The following is a 22,907-nucleotide window of genomic DNA, read 5'->3' as shown; positions in this document are numbered from 1 at the left end:
GGTCGCGTACCCGGTCAGCGCAGCGGGCCGCGCTGGAAAGGCACCCCGGGGCGGGCGAGCGCGTGCAGCGGCGCGCACCAAGGCTGAGCGGCTTCCCCAGTGCGGCCGGCGGGCCAGGAGGACTCCGTACCCGCCTCGGGCAACAGGAGCGCGGCGAGTTCCCCGGTCAGGCTCTCGTGCTGGTCCTCGGTGAGATTCCGTTGGTGCGAAAGCAGATGGAGGAGTTCGACCGCGGGCCCGGTGGACAGCGCGCCGACGTTGTCGAGCAGCCACTGCGGGATCCAGGCCGCGGTCAGTTCGTCCCCTGCCTGGAGAAGTTGCTCGGCGACACGGTCCGCGGGAGCGCCGGAGCCCGCCATGGTCGCGGCGATCTCCTGGTGCAGTACGGCGCGGATGGCGGGCGGGGTGTTCGCGGCGAACACCGACCGTTCCAGTGGGACGCGGAATCGCAGGCGGTCGTCCTCGGTTTCCAGCACGCGGGCGGCGAGCGCCTCCTCGACGACCTCGATGAGCGCCCGGAGATCGCGGCCGGTGACTCCGGCCAGGTCGGCGACCGTGAACGACGAGCCGAGCAACGCGGCCGAATTCAGCGTTCGCTTGCACGGCACGGAAAGCGTGGAGAGGTGATCTTCCACGACGGCGGTTATCCGGCTGTGCGGCGCGGTGGTCACGTCGCGGCCGTCGGCGAACTCGGCGAACAGTTCGCGCAGGTAGCCGGCGTTACCGGCGGTGTACTCGGCCGCGAATCCCAGGAACTCCTCGCCGGGGCACCTGGCCAGGAACTCCTCGGCGAGCGCGGCGACGCCCGCACTGTCGAACGGCGGCAGCGAAACGATGTCGCCTTCGAGCCGCGCGCGGAGGACGTCGAGCGTGCGGCGCCGGGGGAGCGGGCGCGCGGAGCCGATCAGCAGCAGGGGCAGGTGCGCGGTGAGCAGGTGAAGCCGCTGCCAGGCGAGCAGGCTCTCCTCGTCGGCCCAGTGCAGATCTTCGAAGACGAGCACCCGCGGCCCGTCTTCACACAGTCCGGTGACCGTCTTGTCGAGGCTTTCGAGTGCTTCGCCGCCGAGGCAGTCGGCGATGAGGCTGAGCGGGACCGCGCTGGTCAGTTCGTCGGCTTCGACCCAGCTTGTCCGGTGTCTCGCCGTGGCGAGGGCCTCCGCCAGCAGCGCGCTCTTGCCGCTGCCCGCCTCGCCGTCCAGCCACACCGTCCCACCGCGGCCTTCGTCCAGCAACGCGGACAGGTGCCGGCGCAGGCGGCCCAGTTCGAACTCGCGGCCGACGAACGCGGACGGCCGTTCGGGCAGCGCCTGCGTCGGCCGGTGGCGTTCCGGCTGGTCCTGGTGGTGCAGTGAGGGATCGCCGTCCAGCACCCGCTGCCGCAGCGCCAGCAGTTCCGGGCCGGGTTCGAGGCCGGACCGCTCGATGATCGTCTCGCGGGCGCGATCGAACGCGGCCAGTGCCTCGGCCTGCCTGCCGGATCGGAACAACGCGGTGACCAGCATCCGATGCAGTCCCTCACGCAACGGATGGCGCTCGACCAGCACGGCCAGTTCGCCGGCGAGTTCGCGGTGACCGCCAAGGTGCAGCGCGACCTCGGCCTGGCGTTCGGCCGCGCTCATCCGCAGTTCGTTCAGCCGGGCGCGCTCGGTTTCGGCGAACGGGCCGGGGATCCCGTTCAGCGCGGAACCCCGCCACTGGTCGAGCGCCGAGCGCAGCGACTCGAGTTCCCGCTGGTGCGCGCCGGCGAGCCGATGCGTGCGGGCCCGGTCCAATTCGGCTTCGAAGACGTGGACGTCCACCTGCTGTCTCGGCAGGTCGAGGCGGTAACCCGCCCGGGTGGCGACGAGCGGTTCCCCCACCGGTTCCAGCGCGCGGCGCAGCGCGGACACGTAGGTGTAGACGATGCCGGTGGCACTGTCCGGGGGCCGCTCGCCCCAGACGGCGTCGATGATGTCCTTGCGCGAGACGAACTGGCCGGCGTGCAGGGCGAGCGTGGCGAACACCGCCTGCCGCTGGGCGGGGCCGAGCGCGATCTCGCCGTCGCCGTGCCAGGCGGGGGAACCGCCCAGCAGCCGCACCGTCAGCGAGGGAACCTCGTCCATGACCTGCCGCCTGTGCGTCCGACTGCGAAAAAGCATACCGCCCGGCGAAAATCCTAGTGGCGCCGTTGTGGGTTTCGCAATCAATCGGGCAGCCACCGTGTGGGTTTCGGCCGCCGGTCGTGAGACATGCCGGCGTTCGCCAGGACAGTTCTGTTCCGGCCCGCGGACGTGGCCGCGTTTATTGCCCGTTCATGTGGGTTTCAGCACGCGGACAGATGAGGGGCGACAGGGCAAAGCCCGGCGTTCTCGGGGGCAGAGTGTCGTCCGGCGCTGGTGGATGGCATGCGTGGCTGTGCATGCTGGATCGGTGAGCCAGGATCAGGAGCGACTCGCCGGGGATGTCCTGCTCGGCCTCGCCCATGACGGCAGGCTGGTGCTCGACGCCGCCGAGGCCGAAACACGCGTCGCCGAGCTTCGGCGGACGCTGGCCTACGGGTACGCCCTGCTCGCCGACCCGGACTACACCGGGCCCGAGGACAGGCTCCGCGAAATTCTGGATGAGCTTCCCAAGTACGTCGAGGCGTTTCAGCAGGCCACGAAGTCCTTCACCCCTCGTTGAGAACTCGTGGAGAGTTCGTGAAGAACTCCTCCGCAGACTGTGTCCCATCCGACTGGGGCCGCGGATCAAGCGGAGGGGACGAACGTGGACACGGAAACCCGACAGATCACCGTGGCGGTGCACGCGCCCGATCCGATCACCACTGCCGGTCTGGCCAGCCAGCTGGGCACGCAGCAGGGGATCGAGATCCGGGACTGGGAGCAGCGCGCCGAGTCCGAGGTACTGGTGTTCGCCGCCGAAGGGCTGACACCGGAGATCGTGCTGTGGCTGCGGCGGCTGGCCGCCGAGGACGGCAAGCCGGTGGTGCTCGTGGTGAGCCAGATCAGCGAGGCGGAACTGGTGCCCGCCATCGAATGCCGGGTGGTGGCGGTCCTGCCGCGCTCCGCGACGACCGGTGAGCGGCTGGCGCACGCGGTTCGCGCGGCGGCGTCCGGCGGCGGCGTGCTCCCGCCGAGCCTGCTCGGCGAACTGCTCAAGCACGTCGAACGGCTGCAACGCGAGGTGCTGGACCCGATGGGCGTCAACACCGCCGGGCTCACCACCCGGGAGATCGACGTCCTGCGCCTGATGGCCGACGGGAAGGACACCGTCGAGATCGCCGGTGAACTCAGCTACTCGGAACGCAGCGTCAAGCACATCATCCAGGGCATCACCGGACGCCTGAACCTGCGGAACCGGCCGCACGCCGTCGCCTACGCGGTGCGTGCCGGGGTCATCTAGCGTGCTTGGATGGCCAACTCGCGTGCTTGGATGGCCAACACACGTGCTTGGTTGGGCGGCCGGCTTCCCGGGGAGGACGTGACCGCGGTCCGCGCGGCCATGACCTCCGCGATCAGCCGTTCCGCCCTGGCCTCCCGGAGCGGCAGCAGACAGCGCACCCCGGCCGTCATCGGCACTGACCGAAAGAGCAGCGTGGACCTCAGGCCGCGAGTGGGCCGAAGACGAGGGTGCCCGGCGCCTCGGCGTCGTCACCCGCCCAGAACTCCAGCCACAGCGCGGCGAACTCGTTCCGGGACAGCATTCCGTCACCGTCGGAGTCCAGCAGCGGGAACGTGGCGTCGGTGTCGGTGGGGCAGCCGTTCCAGACCTCGATCATCCGGCGGTACTCCGCCGCGGAGATCAGGCCGTCCCTGTTCTCGTCGATCGCTTCGAACATCGCGTCGGCGGTCGCGGTCACGGCCTCGGGCGTGTCCGGCAGTTTGTCCACCACCAGCAGGACTTCGTCGAGGGTGACCTTGTCGTCGCGGTTGAGATCCGACGCCGTCAGCAACGTCGTCCACCAGCTCAGCATGATGCCGGTCAGGCGCCGCTCGTCACCTTGGCCGCGCAGCAGCCTCCAGCGGTCCGCCAGGGCCTGGAAGTCCCGCTCCTGAAGGAAACCGTCGCCGTCGACGTCCATCGCGGCGAAGACACCCGAAATCTTGCGCCGCTGCAAGTCGCTCGCCATGCGTCCGAACGATAGGACCGGATGCCGTAGCGCACATCGGCCATTCAGGGCCCCGGCGATCCACGATCGGGGGACGGCACCGCACTCGCCTTGCCAGGTCCACGATGTCGACCGCGTCCGAGCGGTAGCGCTCAAGCCCGTCTTCGTGCGGTAGCGGATCACCGTCAGGCACTGGTCGAGGACGGTCAAACGCCGGCAGTCGTCGATTCCCCGTCGTGCGTCGCGTGCCCGCCCGGATCGTTATTCGGTGAGCGCGCCGAGGATCTTGCCCAACGCGGACTGCGCCACCGCCGAGGTGTACGGACCGACGGCGACCAGCGACGCGATAAGCGCCGAGGCTTCGCCAGGGGTCAGCGAGATCGGCGGCAGCACGGACCGCGCGTCGATGCCGTAGCCACCGCGCGGCCCGCGGTGGATGGTGATGGGAACGCCCGCTTCGCGCAGGCGCGTGATGTCGCGTTCCACGGTCCGCAGGCTCACTCCGGTCGACTCCGCGAGGCCCGCGCCCGTCACCCGGCGCGGCGCCCGTACCCGCAGCAGCTCGATGATCGCGTGCTGTCGTTCGATCAAGGGCGCCGCCTGGTGCAACTGCGCCATTCCCGCCATCCCTGCGGAACCGACCGGCCGCTGGGGCATTTCCGCGCTCCTCGACTTCGAATAACCGACCCCGCGTTGACGTCTATTGGATCTTAGGCTCGTTTTTCCTTCTCGTGATCGGATTTCGATGCCTTCACTTTTCGCATTCCCCGGCGACTTCCGGCGCATGTGGATCGGCCAGACGATCAGCGCGTTCGGCGACAAGGTTTCGCGGATGGCGGTGCCGACGGTCGCCCTGCTCGAACTCGACGGGACCGCATGGGACGTCGGAGTGCTGGCCGCGCTGCGGTTCTTGCCGTTCGTGCTGATCGGCTCGGTGGCCGGTGTGTGGGTCGACCGGTTCTCGCGCCGCGGGACGATGATCTGGGCCGACGTCGGCAGGCTGGTGGCGATGGGGTCGATCCCGGTCGCGTACTTGTTCGGTGTCCTCACCCTCGGCCAACTGTTCGTGGTCGCGGGGGTGGTCGGCGTACTGACGGTCTTCTTCGAAGTCGCCGCGCAGTCCTATCTCCCGGTGCTGGCCGGACCGGACGGGATCGTGGCAGGCAACGAGCGGTTGCAGACCTCCCGAGCGGTCGCCGAGGTCGGTGGCGCGGCCGCCGCGGGCGGGCTGATGCAGTTCCTCGGCACCGCGCTCGCGATCCTGGCCGACGCCCTGTCCTTCCTCGCTTCGCTGGTGTCACTGCTGCTGATGCGTCACCGCGAGCCGCCCGCCGTCAAACCGGAGAAGCCGCGGTCGGCACTGGTGGAAGCCAGGGAGGGACTGGCGGTGCTGCTGTCCGACATCCGGCTGCGCAATCTGATGCTCGCGAGTACGACGGTGAATCTCGGCGTGGCGACGGCGAACACGCTGGTGCTGGTCTTCGCCTACGACCACGGGAAACTGAGCCCTGGCGCCGTCGGCCTCGCGTTCGCGATCGGCACGGTGGGCCTCATCCTCGGCGCGGTGTCGTCCCGCTCGATCGCACGGAGGCTCACCCTCGGGCGGACGCTGGCGGCGTCGATCCTGGTGACCGGCTTGGGTTTCCTGCTGTTGCCCGTCGGCGGGCCAGGCGCCGCGCCTGCCATGCTGATCGTGAGTCAGTTCCTCATCGGGTTCGCCGACTCGGTCTTCAACATCCACGTGCTCAGCCTGGTCCAGCGTGTCACGCCGCCGGAGATGATGGGCCGGGTCAACGGAACCGCGCTCTCGGTGGTCTTCGGCACCGGAACACTCGGCGGCCTGGTCGCCGGTTTCGTCGGCACGGTTTTCGGTACGGTGCCCGGCCTGGTGGTGTCGGCGGGGATCATCTGCTGTGGCGCGGTGTTCGTCCTCGTCGACCCCTTGCGCACGATTCGGGACGGAGCGGGTCGACCGGAGCGGGGGAACGTCATCAAGGACAAGGCACGGCGAGTGGTGCGATGATCGGGGTCGTGGCGCCGGCCTCGGCCTGGTGCCGATCGACCGGCCTTCGAGGAGGAGACACATGACCGCCGAGATCGAGCGGGCCGCGCACGCCTACTGTCCCGTATGCACGCCGGATCCCGGTCGCGGTGACCTGGTCACCGCGCTCTGCGGGGCCACCCATCCCTACTGGGGCCGTCGCGAGCGGCCGGTGAACAACTGTCCCGCGTGTGAGGCGCTCGCCGCGAATACGGTCTACCCGTGCGGCCACACCGGAAGCGAGCGATGAGGGCATGATCGCCCTGGCCCGGCTGGCTCAAACGTGTCCGTCACCACGTCGCGCAGGTTGTTTCGGAGCGGTCTTGACGGGTATCCGAAAGGCACCGGACGACAACGAACGGAGCCACCCATGAACGACAAAGCCGAGAACAAGGTCGAAGAACTCAAGGGCAAGGCCAAGGAAGCCGTCGGGGACGCCACGGACAACGAGCAGTGGCAGGCCGAAGGCAAGGCCGAGCAGGGCAAGGCCAACGTCAAGCAGGCCGGGGAAAAGATCAAGGACGCCGTGAAGGGCGTCCGGGACTGACCTTGTGGCCGAAAAAGGGTCCGCCTTCGGGTGGGCCCTTTTTTCGTGCGGGATCGCCGGAAATGGGTTTGCGGGCCCGAGCCCGATCGGATAGATCTGGCCGCCGGACTCCTGCGACGGAAGTGACGACTTGACCCGGAACGACCTGATCCTCCGCCCGATCACCGGGCGTGACGAACTCGCTCTCTTCACCCGGCTTTCCTACGTCCTCGACGAGGAACTCGAAGACGACCTCGCCGCCGGGCGACGGCGTCCGGAATGGCTGTGGGTCGCCCTTCATGACGACAAACTGCTGGCCAGGGTCGCCTGGTGGTGCCGGGTCGGCGACGACAGCCCCTTCCTGCTCGACGTCTTCGACCTCGCCGACAGCGCCGATCGCGTCGACGTCGGCGAACGGCTGCTGCGCGCGGCCATGGCCGAAGTCGTCCCGGCGGGCACTCGCCCGCCCGAGTACGGCCGCTTCATCCCGCCGGACTGGCGTGACGACGAGGTGTCCAGGCGCGTCGTCGAGGACCGCATGGCCGTGCTGGAACGGACCGGTGCCCGGCTGTTCGTCGAACGGCTGCGCCTCGAGTGGCGGCCGGGGACGCCGATCCCCGAGCCGTCGGGCCGCCTGACGTTCCGTCCCTTCCGTGACACCGAAGAAGTCCTCGAGCTGATGACCCGGGCCATGGACGGGACGCTGGACGCGCACAGCCGCGACGACCTGACCCGGATGCCCGCCCGCGAGGCCGCGATCAGGCATTACGACGACGAACTCGCGCACTATCGCAGCCCGCGGGACTGGTGGCGCGTCGCGACCCTGCCGGACGGCGAGCCCGTCGGGTTCGTCACCCCGGCGCGCAACGATTACAACGCCGTCATCGGCTATCTCGCGGTGCTGCCCGAGCACCGCGGCAACGGCTACATCGACGAAATCCTCGCCGAGGGGACCCGAATCCTCGCCGCGCGGGACGTCCCGCGGATCAGGGCGGCCACGGATCTCGGCAACGTGCCGATGGCGAAGGCCTTCGGGCGCCTCGGCTACGTGAACTTCGAGCGCGCGATCACCATGACCTGGGAGTGACGGTGAGCGTGGTGGACCTCAGGACGGCTCAGCGGCGGCCGCCCGCCACGTTCGCCTTCCTCTCGATAGCCCCTTCCCCTTGATAGCACGGAGTGTCGAAGTTTCCGTTGCCGTTTCGTGGCGACGGTCGCGGGGAAGCGGGTGGTCCCGGGCCCTGAGGTACCGTCCGGTCCATGGATTTCCGGGATTTCGACGGTGTCAAGGTGCGGCGGCCTTCGGTCGAGCGGGACGGCCTCGACCGCGAGCCCGCCCTGTTCCAGGGTGATTTCGACTTCGACGCCGTCCACCTCGACGGCGGTGACCAGGACGGGGTCCGCGGCGGCGGCGAGATCGCGCATTCCCTTGTCACGGACGTGAGCCTGGCGAACGCCCGGCTCGACAGGCTGACGCTGTCCGATGTGGTTCTCGAAGGGGTCGACCTGTCCAACGCGGCGATCCGCGAACTGGCCGCACGCCGCGTCGAAATCCTTCGCTGCCGGGCGATCGGACTGGGTGTGTCGATAGCCTCCGCCAGCGACCTGTACGTCGAGAACGCGCGCTTCGATTACGCGTCGGTGGCGGTCGAGCGGGTCAAGAACGCGGTCGTGTTCTCCGGATGTTCGTTCCGGGAGACGGTTTTCTCCGGCGACTTGGCCAATCTGACCTTTGTGGACTGTCAATTCACCGACACCGAGTTCGCGGCGACCGGTGCGGCGGGCTGCGACCTCCGCGGCTCGCGGTTGTCCGGTGTCCGCGGCCTGCTGACCCTGCGCGGGGCGAAGATCACGAGCGAACAAGCCGTCTCGGTCGCGGGGATCATCGCGGCCGAAAGTGGCCTGTCGGTCATCGGCTGATCTGGAACAATCCCGGGATGACCTCTATCGCGTTGTTCCACTCGGTACTGGGCTTGCGCCCGGTGGAACTGGCCGCCGCCGAACGTCTGCGCGCGGCGGGCCACGAGGTGGTGACGCCGGATCTCTACGGCGGCGAGACCGCGTCCACGCTCGACGAGGGTTTCGCGGTCAAGGACCGGATCGGCTGGGCCACCCTCGCCGAACGTGCCCACGACGCCTTGCGGGCTCTGCCCGGCGACACCGTGCTGGCCGGTATGTCGATGGGCGCGGCCATGGTCGGCACGCTGCTGCCTCGTCGGCCCGGTACCGCCGGCGTGCTCCTGCTCCACGCCATCGCCGAAATCCCCGCGACGGTCCGTGAAGGCCTGCCGATCCAGCTTCACGCGGCCGATCCGGACGACTTCGCGCCACCGGCCGCGCTTCCGGGCTGGCTGGAAGCGGCGACCCGTGCGGGCGCCGACGCGCGGATCTTCACCTATCCGCGTGCGGGTCACTTCTACACCGACGCCAGTCTGCCCGATCACGACGAGGAAGCGTCAGCCCTTACCTGGCAACGGATCCTGGATTTCCTGGATCATCCCTCCGGATAGAAGACGAACAGCGTGCACCCGGTCGCCGATGCGGGCACGTGCAGGAAGGTCCCCGCCGGATAGTCGCGTGCGCCGGGCACTGCTTCGCGCGCACGCGAGCGCGGCTCGTCACGATCTGTTCCGGCGTTTTCGCACTCGCTCGCACCGGGCTGCCGGACGGCAGGGCGGCGACAACGCACTGGTCGCGCGCGGGGATCGACCTCTGCCTGCACCTCTCGGGACGACGCCGGGTGCCTACCGGCGGGTGTTCCGAGGCTCGTGATCCGCCGGGTTTCGCCTTGAGCGGAACCACCCGCGCGGGCTCCGGCCCGATGTCAGGATGACCGTATGGCGGACATCCTCCCTTTCCAGCAGAAGCGTCCGGAACCCGAGCCGGAGCCGCTGTGGCGCGACGTGCTGGGCCGGAGCCTGCGCGCGGCGAGGGAGGAACAAGGCGGCCGCCTGATCGACATCGCGGAACGCGCGGGTATCTCGCCGCAGTACCTCTCGGAGATCGAGCGCGGCCGCAAAGAGCCGTCCAGCGAAATGATCGCCGCGGTCACCGGCGCGCTCGGGATCGATCTCGCGGACCTGCTCTTCGGTATCGCGGGAACGGTCCGGCGGGGCGGCAGCACCGGCCTCGCGGTCGGCCGCCGCCCGGCGGGCCCCTTGCTCATGGCCGCTTGAAGTGTGTCGAGCTGTGGGGTCCGGTGGGACCCGTCGGCAGGTCACACTTCGGCGAAAGTGTGGGTCTGGCGGTGGAAGGGCTGCGAAAGGGCGGCCAGGCGACTCGGCGGCCAGATGTCCTGCTGCTCGCTCACCGTCAGCACACCGTCGCGGCGCAGCAGCCAGATCGCCTCGAACTGGTGGTGGAGGACAGCGTCGCCGCTGACCCGGGCGAACAGGCCGGACACCAGCCGGATCACGTCGTCCTGCTGCCGGCTGATGTCCTGTTCTTTGTCGAGCTGGAAGGCGATCGACACGGTAGGCGTGAAACCGAGGTCCGCGCTCACCGGGTTCCACGGCCGGGGTTTGGTCCCGACCACGCGGATCCAGGTGCCGATCTTGGTGGCCACGCCCTGTTCGAGCACCTTCCCCGCGGTGACCTCCGGGTCGAACAACCCCAGTTCCCTTGCCACGTCACGAATCTCGCGGGCGACGGTCTCGCTCGAAGATCGCGTCGCCAGTTCGAGGCTGTACGATATGGCCATCTGAGTCGTCCTTGCTGCCGGAGGCGTCAGGGATAGAAGTTAACCACGTTGCCGTTCTTGTCGATCACCTTGATCTCCTTGAGGCCTTCGATGGGCCAGTCACGCAACTGGGCGCGCAGCTTCTCGGGATCGACGTTGCTGTCGGCCAGGTTGAGCACCACCCGCTCGGTCTGCTCCTTGTCGATCTTGCCCTGGATTTCCGAGGCGATGTTGCGCGCGTTCGCGGTCTTGGGCGCGTAGTTGTCGAAGACCTCGCCCTCGATCTTGTAGTCCGGGTTCTTGTCACCAGGGACGTCCGGGTTCTGCTCGACCTTGTACCCCGCCTTCGCCAGGGTGGTCGCCGATTCGTTCTCCCGCTGCAGGGAACGCTTGGTCTCGGCGTCGTCCTGGTCCCGAATGCGAGTCGGGTGCCCGTCGGGCTCGGCGTTCGGATCGGGTTTCCCGGACGGCTCGGTGTGGTCGCCGCCGTGGCCGGTCGGCTTCTTGGGGTCTTTCGGAGGCTTGTTCCCGCCGCCGCCACCCTTGCGGAGGTCGTCCATCTTCTTGCGGATCTGGTCGAGCAACTCCTTGAGCTTGCGCAGCAGGGGAACCAGGTTCTGCAGCGTGCGCACCAGCTTCTTGATGATCTGGGCGATCCGAGCCGACCATTTGGCCGCGGCGGTGGCCGCCTGCGCCGCGGCCGCGGGAGCGCCCACGATCGTCAGGGCCTCGGCGGCCCACACCACCAGGCGCCCGACCAGGTCGGCGATCAGGTCCCGGACCGTCTCCCGGACGACGCCGACCACCATGCCCGCCATCCGCACCGCGCTGCCGAGACCGTCGGCCGCTTGTGCGGCGGCATCGATCAGGGTGGCGGTGGTCGCGGCGCGGATCCGATAGGCGTCGCCCGCCTTGCCGACCCAGCTTTCGGTGTCGGTCGTGGCTTCGGTGCCGTACGCGGTGCCCTCTTCGCGAACCGCCTTGGCGATGTTCTGCCAGGTCTGCGCCTGCGAGGCGACCACGTCCGCGTTGCCGGCGAGCTTGTCCAGCGCGTCCTGCAGCGGTTCCACGTGCTCGATGATGAAGGAGACCAGATTGGACGCCACCGAGCCGATGGGGTCCATCGCGATGCTCAGGGCCTCCAGGCCGGTGGTGACCGCGCCGAGGCCGATGTCGACCCAGTTCCCGCTCTCGATGCCCTGCACCAGATCGCCGACCGACTCGGCGATACCGATGCCGGTGTACCACTCGGTCGAGTCTTCGACCGGCGCCACCAGCGGATTGTCGGTCACTCCAGTGCTCCGGAGAGGCCGTCGAACTTCAGCTTCGCTTCACCGTCCTGGCTCTCGTACCGGTCCGCGGCCGTTCGCAGGTTCTCCGCGGTTTCCCCCAGTCCGCCTTGGGCCGCCTTCAGCGCGGCGCTCGCTGTCTGCTCCAGCTCGTTGAACAGCGGGGGAAGGAACTGGCAGATGAGGCCGTAGGCGTCGTCGGCCATCACCTGCCCGGCCGCGTCGACCGCCTGACCGATCTTCGCCCCGTGGGCCTCCGCCTTCGCGGCGTGGGCGCGCAGATCGCCGCCCTTCACCTCGAAGCCGGTCACGGTCTCACCGCGAGACGGTCATCGCCTCCGGTCGTAGATCGAACCTCCACCGAAGTCCTCCTCCCCGTCATCGGCCTCCCGGCGGTCGGACCGCGGTGACGCCTCCGTTGGTTCCCCAGTCGAAGGGAATCGCTCCTCGTAGTAGTGCACGATCCGGTCCGCGCTCGAGCCGGCGTCCGCACCGAGCGTGTCGTCGGTGACCTCACGTACCCGGCCGGCGATCCCGGCTTTCGCGTGGTTGATGGCCCCCATCAGCTGAACTCCGAGTTCCTGAGGCGAAGTCTGCTGGACACGCTCGGTGAACTTCGCATCGACGACCGAGCCGTTCGCGTCCACCGTGACCGTGACGACTCCGCTGGGGCTGCTCGCGGACACCCGGACGTCATCAACTCGGTGTCGCAGCTCCTGATAGCGGGCCGCGTTGCGCTCGAACCCGGCCACCCAGTCGTCCAAGCCGCGCTCGATCTCGACTGGGTCACCGCGGAACAGCTCGTCGGGTAGTTCCGGGCTCATGCGAGGACCCTACCCGGATTCACCCTGAACGGAATTAGCCGGAACAAGTGAATACCGGCCACGTTCGCCGCAGCGGTGCTCAGGTCCGGCTGTCGAGGACGCGGTCCGCGAGTCCGTAGGCGACGGCACCCGCCGCGTCGAACACGCGGTCCCGGTCGGTGTCGTGCCGGAGATCGGAGACGGTGCGGCCGGTGTGCGCGGAAAGGATCTCCTCCAGCTGCGTCCGCACCCGCACCACCTCGTCGGCCTGGAGGATGAGGTCCGGGATGGTGCCGCGGCCCTGCGCCGCGGGCTGGTGCAGCACCACGCGGGTGTGGGGCAGCACGAACCGATGCCCCGCCTCGCCCGCCGCCAGCAGGATCGCGCCTGCCGCGACGGCCTGGCCGACGCAGGTCGTCGCCACCGGCGCCTTGATGAAGCGCATGGTGTCGTACAGCGCGAGCATCGCGGACGGGTCGCCGCCCTCGGTGTTGATGTAGAGGTTGATCTCCTGCTCCGGGTTGTCCGCCTCCAGGTAGAGCAGCTGGGTGATCAACGCGTTCGCCACGCCGGAGTCGATCGCGGTCCCGAGGTAGATGATCCGCTCCGACAGCAGATGCGAGTAGACGTCCATGATCCGCTCGCCGGCGGGACTGCGGGAGATGACGTTGGGGATGGTGTAGGTGCTCATGCGCCGACGGTCCTTTCCGAGCCGAGGCCGAGTTTGTGGGTGCGTACGGGAACGACCTGGTCGAGGCTGTCGACGATGTGGTCGATGAACCCGTATTCGCGTGCCTGTTCCGTGGTGAACCAGCGATCGTGCAGGGAGTCGGCGAAGATCCGCTCGATGGGCTGCCCGGTGTCGTCGGAGATGAGGCCGAGCACCGTGTCCCGCGTGTAGCGCAGGTCGTCCGCCTGCACCTCCACCTCGACGGCCGAGCCGCCGATGCCCGAGGAACCCTGGTGCATCAGGATCCGCGCGTGCGGCAGGGCGAACCGTTTGCCTTTGGTCCCCGCGGACAGCAGGAACTGCCCGGCACTGCACGCCAGTCCCAGCGCGAGGGTGGCGACGTCGCACGGCACGAGCCGCATCACGTCGCGGATGGCGAGCATCGAAGGGACCGAACCGCCCGGCGAGTGGATCCACAAGGCGATGTCCTTGCGGGGATCCTCGCTCGCCAGTGACAGGAGCTGGGTGGTGAGCACCGTCCCGTTGTCGTCGTCGAGCGCGCCGTCGAGGACCAGCACGCGCCTGCTGAAGAACCGTTCCCGGAGCCGTTGGTCGAAGAGTGGCTGTTTCTCGTAATCGGTCATGCCCCGACCATGCCGCCGGGACCAGGGCGTCCGCCGGTTTCTCTGCTGTGAGCGGATCAGCCCACAGCAGGACGCCGGGCCGGGACGAACCAGACGGCGCCCGCCAGTACGACGGAGAAGACGAGGACGAAGAGGTCGAGGGTGAGACCCGGCTGGACCGGAAGGCCGAGGTGCTCCCGATCGCCGCCGAGGAAGGTCAGCAGGCACAGCGACAGCAGGGTCAGCAGCGCGGAGACGCTGAGCATGATCTGCCCCGCCCGGACCTTGGCGAGCAGGCTCGCTCCGCCTGCCACCGCGGCAACCCCGGCGAAGATCAAGCTGACGTCCCCTACCGTGATCGGCAGATGCGCGAACTCGAAGAAGTAGTACGCCTGGTGCATCAGCATCGCGTTCGCGAGAAGTGCGAAGCCGAGCACCATGCCCGCCACGCCTGCCAGGACCGCGAACACGGAGGGCGGGATCAGCCCTGGCCGCTGCGGCGCGGGGGTTTCGATCCCGTTCGCGGCCTGGGTCAGCAGCGGGAGCGCGTGATCCGGCAGCATGCGCGCCTGCGGCGCCTTCGCCAGCAGCCCGTGGAGGACGTCCGCGAGCGGCCCGGACGTCCGGGTGAAGGGCGGCTGCTCGTTGACGACGGCGTAGAGCGTGGCCGCGACGTTCGCCCGCTGGAAGAAGTTCCCGCCCTCACTCGCGCTGAGCAGGGTCACCCCGAGCGACCAGAGATCGGAGTGGGGAGTGCCTTCGTGCCCCGCGATCGTTTCGGGGGCGAGGAACGCCGGGGTGCCGGCCGGGTCGAGGGCCTCGGCGATCCCGAAGCCGGTCAGTTTCACCGTGCCGTCGGGAGCCACCAGGATGTTCGCGGGCCGCACGTCTCCGTGCACCACGCCCGCAGTATGCGCCGCGGCGAGCGCGCCGAGCACCTGCCCGCCGAGTTCGGCCACGAACCGCGGCGGCATCGGACCCGAGGACGCCAGCTCCTCCAAAGTCCGTGCTTCCACCAGGTCCGTCACGATGAACGCCGTCCCGTCCACTGCCACGACATCGTGGACGGGCACCACCGACGGGTGATCCACGGAGACTCGGGCTGCCCGCCGTAGCCGCTCCACCAGGGCGGGCTCGCGGGTGGGAAGCGGCAGTTCCTTGATCGCGACCCGGGCGCCGTCCGGCCCGTCCTCGGCACGCCACAGCACGGCCGTCCCGTCGCGACCCAGCTCCTCGAGCAGGGCGTAGCGCTCGGCGATCGTGCGGGAAACTGCCGTCACAGTGGTTCTCCTCGAATCCTGAAGGGTCTCCGAGGAACGCTAACCAGCGCTCATGACAAAACGATGAAATGGCCGTTCATCCATATAGGACGTACACGGCTGGATATATTCACAGTCATGCTGACCTTGGCGGCCCTGGCCGACGACCCGGCTCTCGAACTCCGGGTGGTCGTCCCCGGCCGCGACGGGGCGTTGGCCGGGCAGGTGCTGTGGGTGCACAACACCGAGCTGCCCGACCCCGGGCCGTACGTGCGCGAACACGAGGTCGTGCTGACCAACGGCCTGTGGCTGGACCGCGTCGAGCCGGCGGACTTCGTCGCGCGAGTGGTCGGCGCCGGAGCGGCGGGGATCATCTTCGGCCTGCGGGTGGAACAACGCGACACTCCGGCGGCGCTCACCGGGGCGTGCCGGGAAGCCGGGCTGCCCCTGCTGGAGATTTCGATAGCGGTGCCGTTCACGGCGGTCACCCGTGCGGCGGCGGCGATCCAGGCCAGGGGCAGGCAGAACGCGCTGATGTCGTTGGTGCGGCGAGGGGACGAGCTGACCTCGGCGCTGTCGAGGGGCGACGGCGCTTCCGGGGTGCTCACGGTCCTGCGCCGTGAACACGAGCTTCCACTGGTGGTCGTGGACCGGATGGGCCGCGAGCTGGCGGCGGCCGGTGCCGAGCTGGACGCCGGACAGCTGCGCGCCGCGGCGGAGGCCTTGGCCAGTCACCCGCCGCCGCTGGAGGCGGAACTGGGCGCGGGGACGCGGGCGGCGCTGTTCCCGGTCGGCGCGATCGGGGACGCGGACGCCGCGCTGCTCTGCCTGCGCCCCTCCGCCGGGCTGGCGCAGGAGGAACGGGACGCGCTGGAGCAGACCGCCCGCTACCTCAGCCTGGAGGTGGCCCGGCACCAGGCGGTGCAGGCGATCGAGATGCGGTTCGCCGTCGAGTTGCTGGACATGGTGCTGTCCGGCGCGCAGCGTGTCGCGGAGGTGCCCGGCAGGCTGCGTGCCTTCGGGGTCGATCCGGACGGGCCGCTGACGGTGCTCGCGCTGGCGTTCGCGGGCGACGACGACACCGCCACCCTGCCGGGGATGGCGGAGGCCGTGACGGATTTCCTGCTGGCGGACGGGCTGCCCGCGGTGGTGGCGGCGGGCAGCCGGGACGTCGTGGCGGTGCTGCCCTGGCGTTCGGGAACGCAGTCGCCCGCCGCTCTCGCGCCCCGGCTGGCGGCGGCGGTGTCGCATCGGTTCGGCGGCAGGCGCGTCGTGGCCGGGCTGGCCGATCCGGTGTCCGGCGCGGCCGAACTCCGCACGCCGTTGTCACGCAGCCGCGAAGCCTGCGGGGCGCTCCGCGGCAGGCGTGGCGGGCCGGTGGCGGCGAGTTTCGCCGAGCTGGGCAGCTACCGGCTGCTGCTGGAGTCGCACGACGAGCAGTGGCGGCACACTTTCGCCGACGCCCTGCTCGGCCCGCTGCGCGAGCACGACCGTGCCCGCGACGGCGACCTGGAGACGACCCTGCGGGCTTTCCTCGACCACGACGGCCAGTGGGCGGCCACCGCCGCCTCCCTTTTCGTGCACGTCAACACTTTGCGCAACCGGCTGGCCAAGGTCACCGAGCTGACCGGCCGCGACGTCGGGCGGACCGCGGACCGCGTCGACCTGTTCCTGGCGCTGGAAGCGACTCAGTCCGGGTAGACCCCCGGGTCGATTTCGAGGCGCCGCAAGGATTCCGCGGGCAGAGCCGGGTCGGCCAGCGCGGCGGCCGCCACGTCCCGGCACCGGGCGAACCGGACGTCGCCGAGGCCGAGCCCGAACTCGATGAGCGCGCGCACGGCGGCCAGCCGTCCCGGCCTGCCCGACAGGAACGGGTGCAGGCACAGATTGAACAGGCAGCGGTGGCGGCGCATCGCGTCCAGTTCCGCGCGCCACAGCTCCAGCACCCGCACCGGTGAAGTGATCACCGAGCCGATCTGTGGCGCGGGAAGGAACGCGTACTGCTCCCAGTCGTCGAGCGACCAATGCACCGGGAGTTCGGCGATCCGGCCCGCCCCGGTCTCGATGAGGTAGGGCCGGTCGTCGGCCATCAGCGACGAGTCGTAGCTCAGCCCGTGTTCGGCCACCAGCCGCGGAGTGTCCCAAGTGGACTCCCAGCCCGCCGCGCGATGCCCGCTGATCTCGATGCCCTGGCTCGCGAAGACCGCCATGCCGCGCTCGAAGTCGGCCCGCTGCTCGGCCGCGGTCATCGCGGTCGGCGGCCGGTGGCTGTAGGAGTGGTGGGCCACCTCGTGTCCGCGCTCCACGATCGTGGCGGCCAGGCCGGGCCGCTGTTCGGCGACCCAGCCCGGTACGAAGAACGTCGCGGGCACGGCGAGTTCATCGAGCAGGTCGAGGATGCGCGGCACCCCGACCCGGGGCCCGTACGCCTGATGCGACATGGTCGACAGGTGCTCGGCGTAGCCCCGGCCTCTGGCGAGGATCGGGGACTCCGCGTCCACGTCGAAGGTCAGGGTCGCCACCGCGGCCGCGCCGCCGTGCCAGCTGGTTTCCGTCACGCTTGCCGACTCTCCCGCCAGCGGCGCGAGTTCGCCACCGTGACCGTGGGGGAGACCATCGCCCGGTCGAATTCTTCCAGTGGTTCCGCCGCGGCGACCCTGGCGGGCAGATCCGGGTTGGCCAGTGCGCCGTGGCCGAGTGAAAGCAGGTCGGCGTGCCCGCCGGCGAGCACCTCTCGTGCCTGGGTGAGATCGTGCATGCCGCCGTTCGCGATCACCGGCAGACCGGTGACCCGCCGGGCGAGGGCGGTGATGGTGCCGCCGTCGGCCAGCTTCGCCGTCTCCAGCCAGTTCCTGCCCTCGCTGGCGATGTGGAGGTAGCCGGCGCCCGCTTCGGCGACCGCCGCGAAGATCACCTCGGCGTCGTCGCGGCCGCCGGGCCAGCGATAGGTGAAGTCGTTGACCTTCGTCTGCGAAAGCCGCACCCCGGTCAGCAGATCGGGCACGGCTTCGGCGACGGCGGTCACGACGCGGGCGGTCAGCCGGATCCGGTTGGCGACCGGTCCGCCGTAGTCGTCGGTGCGCTGATTGGTGTAGTCGGTGAGGAACTGGTCGAGCAGGTAGCCGTTGGCCGCGTGCACCTCGACGCCGTCGAACCCGGCCCGACGGGCGCGCTCGGCCGCCGCCGCGAACCCGGCGACGACGTCGTCGATCTCGGCGATGGTCAGCTCCCGGGGTACGGGCCACGGCCCGGAACCGCCGTACGCGCGCATCTTCTCCCGGAGCGGCTGAACGGCCGACGGGCCGACGGTGTCGTCCTGGTGCGGATTTCCCTGGGAGATCGCACCGGCGTGCATGAGCTGGGCGATCATCCGGCCGCCCGCCGCGCGCACTCCGGCGGTGACGACGCGCCAGCCCGCGACGTGCTCGTCACGGGCGAGGCCCGGCTGGTTGAGATACCCCTGGCTGGCCGCCGTGTCGGGGTAGGTGCCCTCGCTGAACACCAGACCGAAGCCGCCGCGGGCGAATTCGGCGTAGTAATCGGCCATCTCGCCGGTCGGGGTGCCGTCGGGCCGCGCCGAGACGCGGGTCATGGGAGCGACGGCATAGCGGTTGCGCAGCGCGAGGCCGCCGAGCGTGATCGGGGCCAGCGCGGGGCGGGCGTGGTCGACGGTGGTGGTCATGCCGGGTTTCCTCCATTGTGGACGGTTTCGATGGCGAGCGGGGAGAGTCCGGCGTCGCTGATGCGCACGAGATCCTGCGGGCAGGCGGAGACCACGATCACGCAGTCCATTTCGGCGCGCAGGGTCACCGCGTCGCCGGGCCGCGAAGACGCGGTGAGCCAGCTCAGCCGTCCGTCCTCGCCGACCGGGATGCGCATGAAGACGTTGATCGGCTGCGGGATCGGACCCGTGAAGCCCATCCCGGCTTCGGCCAGCGCCTCACGCAGATTCGCCGCGCAGGACCGGTGCCCCGGAGCCCCCAGCGCGGCGTACCGGGCCGGGTCGCAGGCCGGGATGAGCATGTCGTGCTCGCCGGGGGAGGTGTCCTCGACCAGGGTCAGGATCGGGCGGCGCCGGTCGGTCACGAAAGACTCGCCGACGGCGGGGAACAGCCTGTCGATCCCCGCGCGGGTGTGCGCCGCGCTGTGGTGCTCGGTCAGTTCCCGGCCGCTGCCGGTGAACGCGAACACGTCACCGACCTGGCCTCCTTCGACGTCGATCACCCGCACGAGGTCACCAGCCCCCACCCGCACGGCCCGGGCGGTCCCCGGTGGCACTTCCGTTCTGTTCATGCCTTCAGCAAACCGGTGCGGAGGACCCGTGCGCCATGGAGAAGTCTCCATGATCACGGCTCCGCAGTGGAGGTATCTCTATTCCGGGAAACTAGTTTCGATTTTGACCATTTCCGAGGGAGGAGGTTAGTGTTCGGCGATGGAAGACGTGGACGCGGCCGGGCTGGACTTCTGGTCGTTCGTGGCGCTGGCCAACCAACGGCTCGCGCAGGAGTACGGCTTCCGGCACCAGCTGGCGACCGAGGTGCTGCTGACCCTCAACCGGGCCTCCGACCTGGTCACCTACGACCTCGAAGCCGCCGTGCACCGGCCGCGCGGCCGGTCTTGGTCGGCGTTCCGGCTGCTGTTCGTCGTCTGGCTCGCCGGGCCGCTCGAACCGACGAGCGCCGCCCGGCTGACCGGGATGAGCCGAGCGGCGGTGTCGAATCTGGTCAAGTCGCAGGTGGCGGAGGGAATGCTCCACCGGGTCCCGGACGAGCGGGACGGCCGGTCGGTGCAGCTGTCGCTGACCGAGGCCGGGCACGAGGAGATGGTCTCGGTCTTCCGTGCGCACAACGAGCGCGAGTTCGGCTGGACGAACGCGTTGACCGAGACCGAGCAGCGCATCCTGGTGATGCTGCTGGGCAAGCTGATCACGAGCCGCGCCGAGTTCGGCGCCCGCAGCCGCAAGTAGTCCTCTGGTCGCGCTCTGGCAGGCGCCGCGACAGGCCGTCGTGAGTGGTGAGGGACGGTTCTGGCCACTCGCGACCCCTTTCCGTCCCCCGGGCGACCGGACTACGCTGCCAGCAGTTAGTAAAAGTGTGAACTAAATCGGCGAGGAGGAGACCATGGTGGACGGCGGGCGGATTCCCGCGCTCTTCGCCGGGCTGTGTGACGACGCCGCGGTGTTCCCACCGGGTCTGGCTCCGCTGCCGGACGCCGTCGTGGCGCACGACGAGCACGTCTCCGCCTGGTACGCCGACCTCGTCGGGCCGCTGGTGGTCGCCGCCTCGGCGCTCGGCGACCTCGACGGCGTTCTCGCGGGACGCGACGTCCCCTTGCCTGTCGCGCTGACGCTTCCGGGCGGTCCCGCGCAACTCGCAGGCGTGCTCGAAGCCGTCGCAGCGCTGCCAGTGAAACTCGACGCGCTCGAAATCGCCGTGCCGGACGGTATGGGACCGGACGAGGTGCTCGCCGCGATTTCCGGCGCCACCGCACCGGTCTACGTCGAGATCCCGCGTGACGACCGGCGCGTCCCGTTGCTGACCGCGCTTTCCGGTACCGGCCACCGCGCGAAGTTCCGCACCGGCGGAGTCCGGGCCGAACTGTATCCCGACGAAGCCGAACTCGCCGCCGCGGTCCGGACGGCCGTCGGGGCGGGCGTTCCGTTCAAGGCCACCGCCGGGCTGCACCACGCGCTCCGCAACACCGATCCGGAGACCGGCTTCGAACAGCACGGATTCCTGAACCTGCTGCTGGCCACCGACGCCGTCCTCCACGCCGACGGCGACCCCGGAGCCCTGCTCGCCGAGCGGGACGGCGCGGTCGTCGCCGCGCGCCTGCGGGCGCTGGACGCGGACCGGGTCGCCGCCGCCCGCGCGGGTTTCACGTCGTTCGGCACCTGCAGCATCACCGACCCCCTGACCGAACTGGCCGGGCTCGGCCTGCTCGAGACGCCCCGAGGAGAGGCATGACCACGATCGACATCCCCGACGGCTCCCTGTTCGGGATCGAAAACCTGCCCTACGGCGTGTTCTCCGTCGACGGCGATCCCGCCCGCGTCGGCGTGCGTGTCGGGGACTCGGTCCTCGACCTGGCCGCGGCACTCGGCGACGACGTCTTCGCCGCGCCGTCGCTGAACCCGTTCATGGCGCAGGGATACGACCGCTGGGTGGCGGTCCGGGAGCGGATCCGCGAGCTGGTCTCCGGTGAGATCCCCGACGGTGCGGTGCATCCTGTCGGGCGGGTGACGACGCGTCTGCCGATCGAGGTCGCGGATTACGTCGACTTCTACGCCTCCGAACATCACGCGTCGAACGTCGGCCGGTTGTTCCGCCCGGACGCGGAACCGTTGCTGCCCAACTGGAAGCACCTCCCGGTCGGCTACCACGGGCGGTCCGGCACGGTCCTGGTCTCCGGTACGGACATCGTGCGCCCGAGCGGTCAGCGCAAGGCCCCGGCCGACGCGGCGCCGGTGTTCGGGCCGAGCACGCGACTGGACATCGAGGCGGAACTGGGTTTCGTCGTCGGCGCCGGAACCCCGTCGAACACCCCGATCGCCCCGGACGACTTCCCCCGCCACGTTTTCGGCGCGGTCCTGCTCAACGACTGGTCGGCCCGCGACATCCAGGCGTGGGAATACGTTCCGCTGGGCCCGCACCTCGGCAAGAGCTTCGCGACGTCGATCTCCCCTTGGGTGGTGCCGATCCTGGCGCTGGAGGCCGCGCGGATCCCGTTGCCCGGCCAGACGGATCCGGTGCCGCTGCCGTATCTGCGGGAAAGCGACCCGTGGGGACTAGACATCGACCTGGTCGTCGAATGGAACGGCGAAGAGGTCAGCCGTCCGCCTTACCGCGAGATGTACTGGTCGCCCGCCCAGATGCTCGCGCACCTCACGGTCAACGGCGCGTCGTCCCGCACGGGAGACCTGTACGGTTCCGGGACGATCTCCGGGCCGGAGAAGAACCAGCGCGGCGCGTTCCTCGAACTGTCCTGGGGCGGCAAGGAACCGCTCACCGTCAAGGGGGAGGAGCGCACCTTCCTGCTGGACGGCGACGAGGTCGTGATCACCGGAACCGCGCCCGGCGCGGACGGCGGGCGGATCGGGTTCGGCGAAGTCCGTGGCCGGGTGCTGCCGTCGAAGTGACCCGGGCCTTCACTCCTGCGGCGCGTCGAGCCGCAATTGCCGGTTGAGCACCGCTCGCGCGACCTCGGTCACCGGGAGCCGGTGACTGAAGGCGTGGGCACGCAACCGCAACAGGGCGTTTTCGAGACTGATCCGTAGTTCGGTGGCCAGCATCCCCGTCGCGACGTTCACGTCGTCGTAGTGGCCCGCGACGTCGTGCCGGGCCCATTGCGCGTGCGGACCGCCGCCGCCGTTGCTGTCGGTGAGCAGTGCGGTCGTGGCGATGGTGGCCAGTGCGAGCGCGTCGCCCAGCCCTTCCTGGCCCAGCGTTCCTGGCTCGCGGCGGTAGAGGTCCAGGGTGCCGAGCCGCAGCGCGCCGACTCCGAGCGGGAACGCGAACGCCGCGCCGACCCCGCTCGCCGCGGCACCGTCGGCGAACCCCGGCCAGCGTTGTTCGCCGGTGACGAGTTCGTCGACCAGTACGGGATCACCGGCGGTGAAGGCCTCGACGCCGGGGCCCTCGCCGACGGTGTACTGCAATTCCTCCAGCGACGTCGCCCATGGGCCGTCCGCGGCGACCAGCTCCTGGTCGTTGTCCCGCAGGCGCAGGGAGACCGCCGAACCGTCGACGTCGAGTTCCCCGACGGCGACCGCGCACACGACGCCTACCCACCCGGTGTCCGGGTCCCGGTCCGCCACGCGTTCGGTGACGAGCCGCCACAGCCGTTCCCGGCGCCGACCGTCCACTGTCGCCACCTCCGTTTCGGAAATCCGGCCCCATCATCACCCACCGGGCCACGACATCGCAGAACG

27 protein-coding genes and 1 pseudogene are annotated in these 22,907 nt (G+C 69.9%); 14 read left to right on the top strand and 14 right to left on the bottom strand.

Translation table 11 applies throughout. The annotated features are described in order from the left end of the window. Positions 1 to 14 precede the first annotated feature (14 nt). On the bottom strand, positions 15 to 2,102 hold the full coding sequence (locus BS329_RS08185; protein ID WP_076157498.1) for an ATP-binding protein: 2,088 nt from the start codon (positions 2,100 to 2,102) through the stop codon (positions 15 to 17). Between the two features lie 307 nt (positions 2,103 to 2,409). Between BS329_RS08185 and BS329_RS08180 the strand changes: the two genes are divergently transcribed. Then, on the top strand, positions 2,410 to 2,661 hold the full coding sequence (locus BS329_RS08180; RefSeq protein ID WP_076157496.1) for a hypothetical protein: 252 nt from the start codon (positions 2,410 to 2,412) through the stop codon (positions 2,659 to 2,661). An 84-nt stretch (positions 2,662 to 2,745) separates the two neighbouring features. Beyond that, a complete protein-coding gene (locus BS329_RS08175) occupies positions 2,746 to 3,381 on the top strand; it encodes a helix-turn-helix transcriptional regulator (RefSeq protein ID WP_076157493.1) in 636 nt (211 codons plus the stop codon). Positions 3,382 to 3,580: 199 nt separating this feature from the next. Here BS329_RS08175 and BS329_RS08170 read toward each other — a convergent pair whose 3' ends face one another. After that, the gene (locus tag BS329_RS08170; RefSeq protein WP_208619172.1) at positions 3,581 to 4,108 is read right to left on the bottom strand and encodes an EF-hand domain-containing protein; all 528 of its coding nucleotides are present in this window, start codon (positions 4,106 to 4,108) and stop codon (positions 3,581 to 3,583) included. A gap of 240 nt (positions 4,109 to 4,348) precedes the next feature. Beyond that, positions 4,349 to 4,744: a helix-turn-helix transcriptional regulator gene (locus BS329_RS08165; RefSeq protein WP_076157490.1), complete on the bottom strand. Its 396-nt coding sequence runs from the start codon at positions 4,742 to 4,744 to the stop codon at positions 4,349 to 4,351. Between the two features lie 88 nt (positions 4,745 to 4,832). Here BS329_RS08165 and BS329_RS08160 point away from each other — a divergent pair, with 88 nt between their 5' ends. The 8 genes and pseudogenes from BS329_RS08160 (at position 4,833) to BS329_RS08125 (ending at position 9,830) form a co-directional block, all read left to right on the top strand. Then, the gene (locus tag BS329_RS08160) at positions 4,833 to 6,110 is read left to right on the top strand and encodes an MFS transporter (RefSeq protein WP_076157487.1); all 1,278 of its coding nucleotides are present in this window, start codon (positions 4,833 to 4,835) and stop codon (positions 6,108 to 6,110) included. A gap of 61 nt (positions 6,111 to 6,171) precedes the next feature. After that, entirely contained in the window at positions 6,172 to 6,378 is a 207-nt protein-coding gene (locus BS329_RS08155; protein WP_076157484.1) for a hypothetical protein, read from the top strand. Positions 6,379 to 6,498: 120 nt separating this feature from the next. Then, on the top strand, positions 6,499 to 6,675 hold the full coding sequence (locus BS329_RS08150; protein WP_076157481.1) for a CsbD family protein: 177 nt from the start codon (positions 6,499 to 6,501) through the stop codon (positions 6,673 to 6,675). A gap of 130 nt (positions 6,676 to 6,805) precedes the next feature. After that, a complete protein-coding gene (locus tag BS329_RS08145; protein ID WP_076157478.1) occupies positions 6,806 to 7,741 on the top strand; it encodes a GNAT family N-acetyltransferase in 936 nt (311 codons plus the stop codon). 173 nt (positions 7,742 to 7,914) lie between these two features. Continuing rightward, a complete protein-coding gene (locus BS329_RS08140) occupies positions 7,915 to 8,574 on the top strand; it encodes a pentapeptide repeat-containing protein (protein ID WP_076157475.1) in 660 nt (219 codons plus the stop codon). Positions 8,575 to 8,591: 17 nt separating this feature from the next. Next, positions 8,592 to 9,164: a dienelactone hydrolase family protein gene (locus BS329_RS08135; RefSeq protein ID WP_076157472.1), complete on the top strand. Its 573-nt coding sequence runs from the start codon at positions 8,592 to 8,594 to the stop codon at positions 9,162 to 9,164. A gap of 49 nt (positions 9,165 to 9,213) precedes the next feature. Next, positions 9,214 to 9,388, top strand: a pseudogene (locus tag BS329_RS44410) (AraC family transcriptional regulator); the annotation flags it as partial. 103 nt (positions 9,389 to 9,491) lie between these two features. After that, positions 9,492 to 9,830 (top strand): helix-turn-helix domain-containing protein, encoded by a 339-nt coding sequence (locus tag BS329_RS08125; protein ID WP_076157469.1) that lies wholly within the window; start codon positions 9,492 to 9,494, stop codon positions 9,828 to 9,830. Positions 9,831 to 9,871: 41 nt separating this feature from the next. Here BS329_RS08125 and BS329_RS08120 read toward each other — a convergent pair whose 3' ends face one another. From BS329_RS08120 to BS329_RS08090, 7 genes are all read right to left on the bottom strand, one after another. After that, entirely contained in the window at positions 9,872 to 10,354 is a 483-nt protein-coding gene (locus tag BS329_RS08120; RefSeq protein WP_076157466.1) for a SitI3 family protein, read from the bottom strand. Between the two features lie 26 nt (positions 10,355 to 10,380). Then, complete coding sequence (locus BS329_RS44100) at positions 10,381 to 11,625, bottom strand: CdiA C-terminal domain-containing protein (RefSeq protein WP_076157463.1); 1,245 nt, start codon at positions 11,623 to 11,625, stop codon at positions 10,381 to 10,383. Next, a complete protein-coding gene (locus BS329_RS08110) occupies positions 11,622 to 11,933 on the bottom strand; it encodes a type VII secretion target (RefSeq protein ID WP_076157460.1) in 312 nt (103 codons plus the stop codon). The genes BS329_RS44100 and BS329_RS08110 overlap by 4 nt, the downstream gene beginning before the upstream one ends. 18 nt (positions 11,934 to 11,951) lie before the next feature. Next, positions 11,952 to 12,446: a YbaB/EbfC family nucleoid-associated protein gene (locus tag BS329_RS08105; RefSeq protein WP_076157457.1), complete on the bottom strand. Its 495-nt coding sequence runs from the start codon at positions 12,444 to 12,446 to the stop codon at positions 11,952 to 11,954. A 79-nt stretch (positions 12,447 to 12,525) separates the two neighbouring features. Further along, on the bottom strand, positions 12,526 to 13,116 hold the full coding sequence (locus BS329_RS08100) for a ClpP family protease (protein WP_076157454.1): 591 nt from the start codon (positions 13,114 to 13,116) through the stop codon (positions 12,526 to 12,528). Beyond that, positions 13,113 to 13,739: a ClpP family protease gene (locus tag BS329_RS08095; protein WP_076157452.1), complete on the bottom strand. Its 627-nt coding sequence runs from the start codon at positions 13,737 to 13,739 to the stop codon at positions 13,113 to 13,115. Before BS329_RS08095 ends, BS329_RS08100 begins: the two co-directional genes overlap by 4 nt. A gap of 56 nt (positions 13,740 to 13,795) precedes the next feature. Further along, on the bottom strand, positions 13,796 to 14,998 hold the full coding sequence (locus tag BS329_RS08090; protein ID WP_076157449.1) for a serine/threonine-protein kinase: 1,203 nt from the start codon (positions 14,996 to 14,998) through the stop codon (positions 13,796 to 13,798). A 117-nt stretch (positions 14,999 to 15,115) separates the two neighbouring features. On the opposite strand from BS329_RS08090, the gene BS329_RS08085 reads away from it, so the two are divergent. Then, on the top strand, positions 15,116 to 16,678 hold the full coding sequence (locus BS329_RS08085) for a PucR family transcriptional regulator (RefSeq protein ID WP_076157446.1): 1,563 nt from the start codon (positions 15,116 to 15,118) through the stop codon (positions 16,676 to 16,678). Here the strand turns inward: BS329_RS08085 and BS329_RS08080 are convergent. The 3 genes from BS329_RS08080 to BS329_RS08070 are packed head-to-tail and all read right to left on the bottom strand — an operon-like array spanning position 16,666 to position 19,270. Next, positions 16,666 to 17,535, bottom strand: a complete 870-nt coding sequence (locus tag BS329_RS08080; RefSeq protein ID WP_076157444.1) for a polysaccharide deacetylase family protein — start codon at positions 17,533 to 17,535, stop codon at positions 16,666 to 16,668. The genes BS329_RS08085 and BS329_RS08080 overlap by 13 nt on opposite strands. Beyond that, a complete protein-coding gene (locus BS329_RS08075; protein ID WP_076157441.1) occupies positions 17,532 to 18,659 on the bottom strand; it encodes an oxidoreductase in 1,128 nt (375 codons plus the stop codon). Before BS329_RS08075 ends, BS329_RS08080 begins: the two co-directional genes overlap by 4 nt. After that, entirely contained in the window at positions 18,656 to 19,270 is a 615-nt protein-coding gene (locus BS329_RS08070; protein ID WP_076157438.1) for a DUF1989 domain-containing protein, read from the bottom strand. The genes BS329_RS08075 and BS329_RS08070 overlap by 4 nt, the downstream gene beginning before the upstream one ends. Before the next feature lie 139 nt (positions 19,271 to 19,409). On the opposite strand from BS329_RS08070, the gene BS329_RS08065 reads away from it, so the two are divergent. The 3 genes from BS329_RS08065 (at position 19,410) to fahA (ending at position 22,115) form a co-directional block, all read left to right on the top strand. After that, positions 19,410 to 19,943 (top strand): MarR family winged helix-turn-helix transcriptional regulator, encoded by a 534-nt coding sequence (locus BS329_RS08065; RefSeq protein ID WP_076157435.1) that lies wholly within the window; start codon positions 19,410 to 19,412, stop codon positions 19,941 to 19,943. A gap of 154 nt (positions 19,944 to 20,097) precedes the next feature. Then, entirely contained in the window at positions 20,098 to 20,943 is an 846-nt protein-coding gene (locus BS329_RS08060) for a hypothetical protein (protein ID WP_076157433.1), read from the top strand. Further along, positions 20,940 to 22,115 carry a fumarylacetoacetase gene (gene fahA / locus BS329_RS08055; RefSeq protein ID WP_076157431.1) on the top strand — a complete coding sequence of 392 codons (1,176 nt, stop codon included), beginning with the start codon at positions 20,940 to 20,942 and terminating at the stop codon, positions 22,113 to 22,115. Before BS329_RS08060 ends, fahA begins: the two co-directional genes overlap by 4 nt. A 9-nt stretch (positions 22,116 to 22,124) precedes the next feature. Here fahA and BS329_RS08050 read toward each other — a convergent pair whose 3' ends face one another. Next, positions 22,125 to 22,841: an ANTAR domain-containing protein gene (locus BS329_RS08050; RefSeq protein WP_076157429.1), complete on the bottom strand. Its 717-nt coding sequence runs from the start codon at positions 22,839 to 22,841 to the stop codon at positions 22,125 to 22,127. Between the last annotated feature and the right edge of the window lie 66 nt (positions 22,842 to 22,907).

The sequence above is a fragment of the Amycolatopsis coloradensis genome (assembly GCF_001953865.1).
GTDB classification, from domain to species: domain Bacteria; phylum Actinomycetota; class Actinomycetes; order Mycobacteriales; family Pseudonocardiaceae; genus Amycolatopsis; species Amycolatopsis coloradensis.
The sequence above is the reverse complement of the archived record's forward strand: the minus strand, read 5'-3'. Positions and strand labels throughout refer to the sequence as shown.

Excerpts from the sequence above, each read along its gene's own strand:
- BS329_RS08100 (WP_076157454.1), bottom strand. The coding sequence starts at position 13,116 with ATGAGCACCTACACCATCCCCAACGTCATCTCCCGCAGTCCCGCCGGC.
- BS329_RS08135 (WP_076157472.1), top strand. The coding sequence starts at position 8,592 with ATGACCTCTATCGCGTTGTTCCACTCGGTACTGGGCTTGCGCCCGGTG.
- BS329_RS08105 (WP_076157457.1), bottom strand. The coding sequence starts at position 12,446 with ATGAGCCCGGAACTACCCGACGAGCTGTTCCGCGGTGACCCAGTCGAG.
- BS329_RS08185 (WP_076157498.1), bottom strand. The coding sequence starts at position 2,102 with ATGGACGAGGTTCCCTCGCTGACGGTGCGGCTGCTGGGCGGTTCCCCC.
- BS329_RS08165 (WP_076157490.1), bottom strand. The coding sequence starts at position 4,744 with ATGCCCCAGCGGCCGGTCGGTTCCGCAGGGATGGCGGGAATGGCGCAG.
- BS329_RS08085 (WP_076157446.1), top strand. The coding sequence starts at position 15,116 with ATGCTGACCTTGGCGGCCCTGGCCGACGACCCGGCTCTCGAACTCCGG.
- BS329_RS08060 (WP_076157433.1), top strand. The coding sequence starts at position 20,098 with ATGGTGGACGGCGGGCGGATTCCCGCGCTCTTCGCCGGGCTGTGTGAC.
- fahA (WP_076157431.1), top strand. The coding sequence starts at position 20,940 with ATGACCACGATCGACATCCCCGACGGCTCCCTGTTCGGGATCGAAAAC.
- BS329_RS08120 (WP_076157466.1), bottom strand. The coding sequence starts at position 10,354 with ATGGCCATATCGTACAGCCTCGAACTGGCGACGCGATCTTCGAGCGAG.
- BS329_RS08150 (WP_076157481.1), top strand. The coding sequence starts at position 6,499 with ATGAACGACAAAGCCGAGAACAAGGTCGAAGAACTCAAGGGCAAGGCC.
- BS329_RS08155 (WP_076157484.1), top strand. The coding sequence starts at position 6,172 with ATGACCGCCGAGATCGAGCGGGCCGCGCACGCCTACTGTCCCGTATGC.
- BS329_RS08075 (WP_076157441.1), bottom strand. The coding sequence starts at position 18,659 with ATGACCACCACCGTCGACCACGCCCGCCCCGCGCTGGCCCCGATCACG.
- BS329_RS08160 (WP_076157487.1), top strand. The coding sequence starts at position 4,833 with ATGCCTTCACTTTTCGCATTCCCCGGCGACTTCCGGCGCATGTGGATC.
- BS329_RS08170 (WP_208619172.1), bottom strand. The coding sequence starts at position 4,108 with ATGGCGAGCGACTTGCAGCGGCGCAAGATTTCGGGTGTCTTCGCCGCG.
- BS329_RS08140 (WP_076157475.1), top strand. The coding sequence starts at position 7,915 with ATGGATTTCCGGGATTTCGACGGTGTCAAGGTGCGGCGGCCTTCGGTC.
- BS329_RS08070 (WP_076157438.1), bottom strand. The coding sequence starts at position 19,270 with ATGAACAGAACGGAAGTGCCACCGGGGACCGCCCGGGCCGTGCGGGTG.
- BS329_RS08095 (WP_076157452.1), bottom strand. The coding sequence starts at position 13,739 with ATGACCGATTACGAGAAACAGCCACTCTTCGACCAACGGCTCCGGGAA.
- BS329_RS08125 (WP_076157469.1), top strand. The coding sequence starts at position 9,492 with ATGGCGGACATCCTCCCTTTCCAGCAGAAGCGTCCGGAACCCGAGCCG.
- BS329_RS08065 (WP_076157435.1), top strand. The coding sequence starts at position 19,410 with ATGGAAGACGTGGACGCGGCCGGGCTGGACTTCTGGTCGTTCGTGGCG.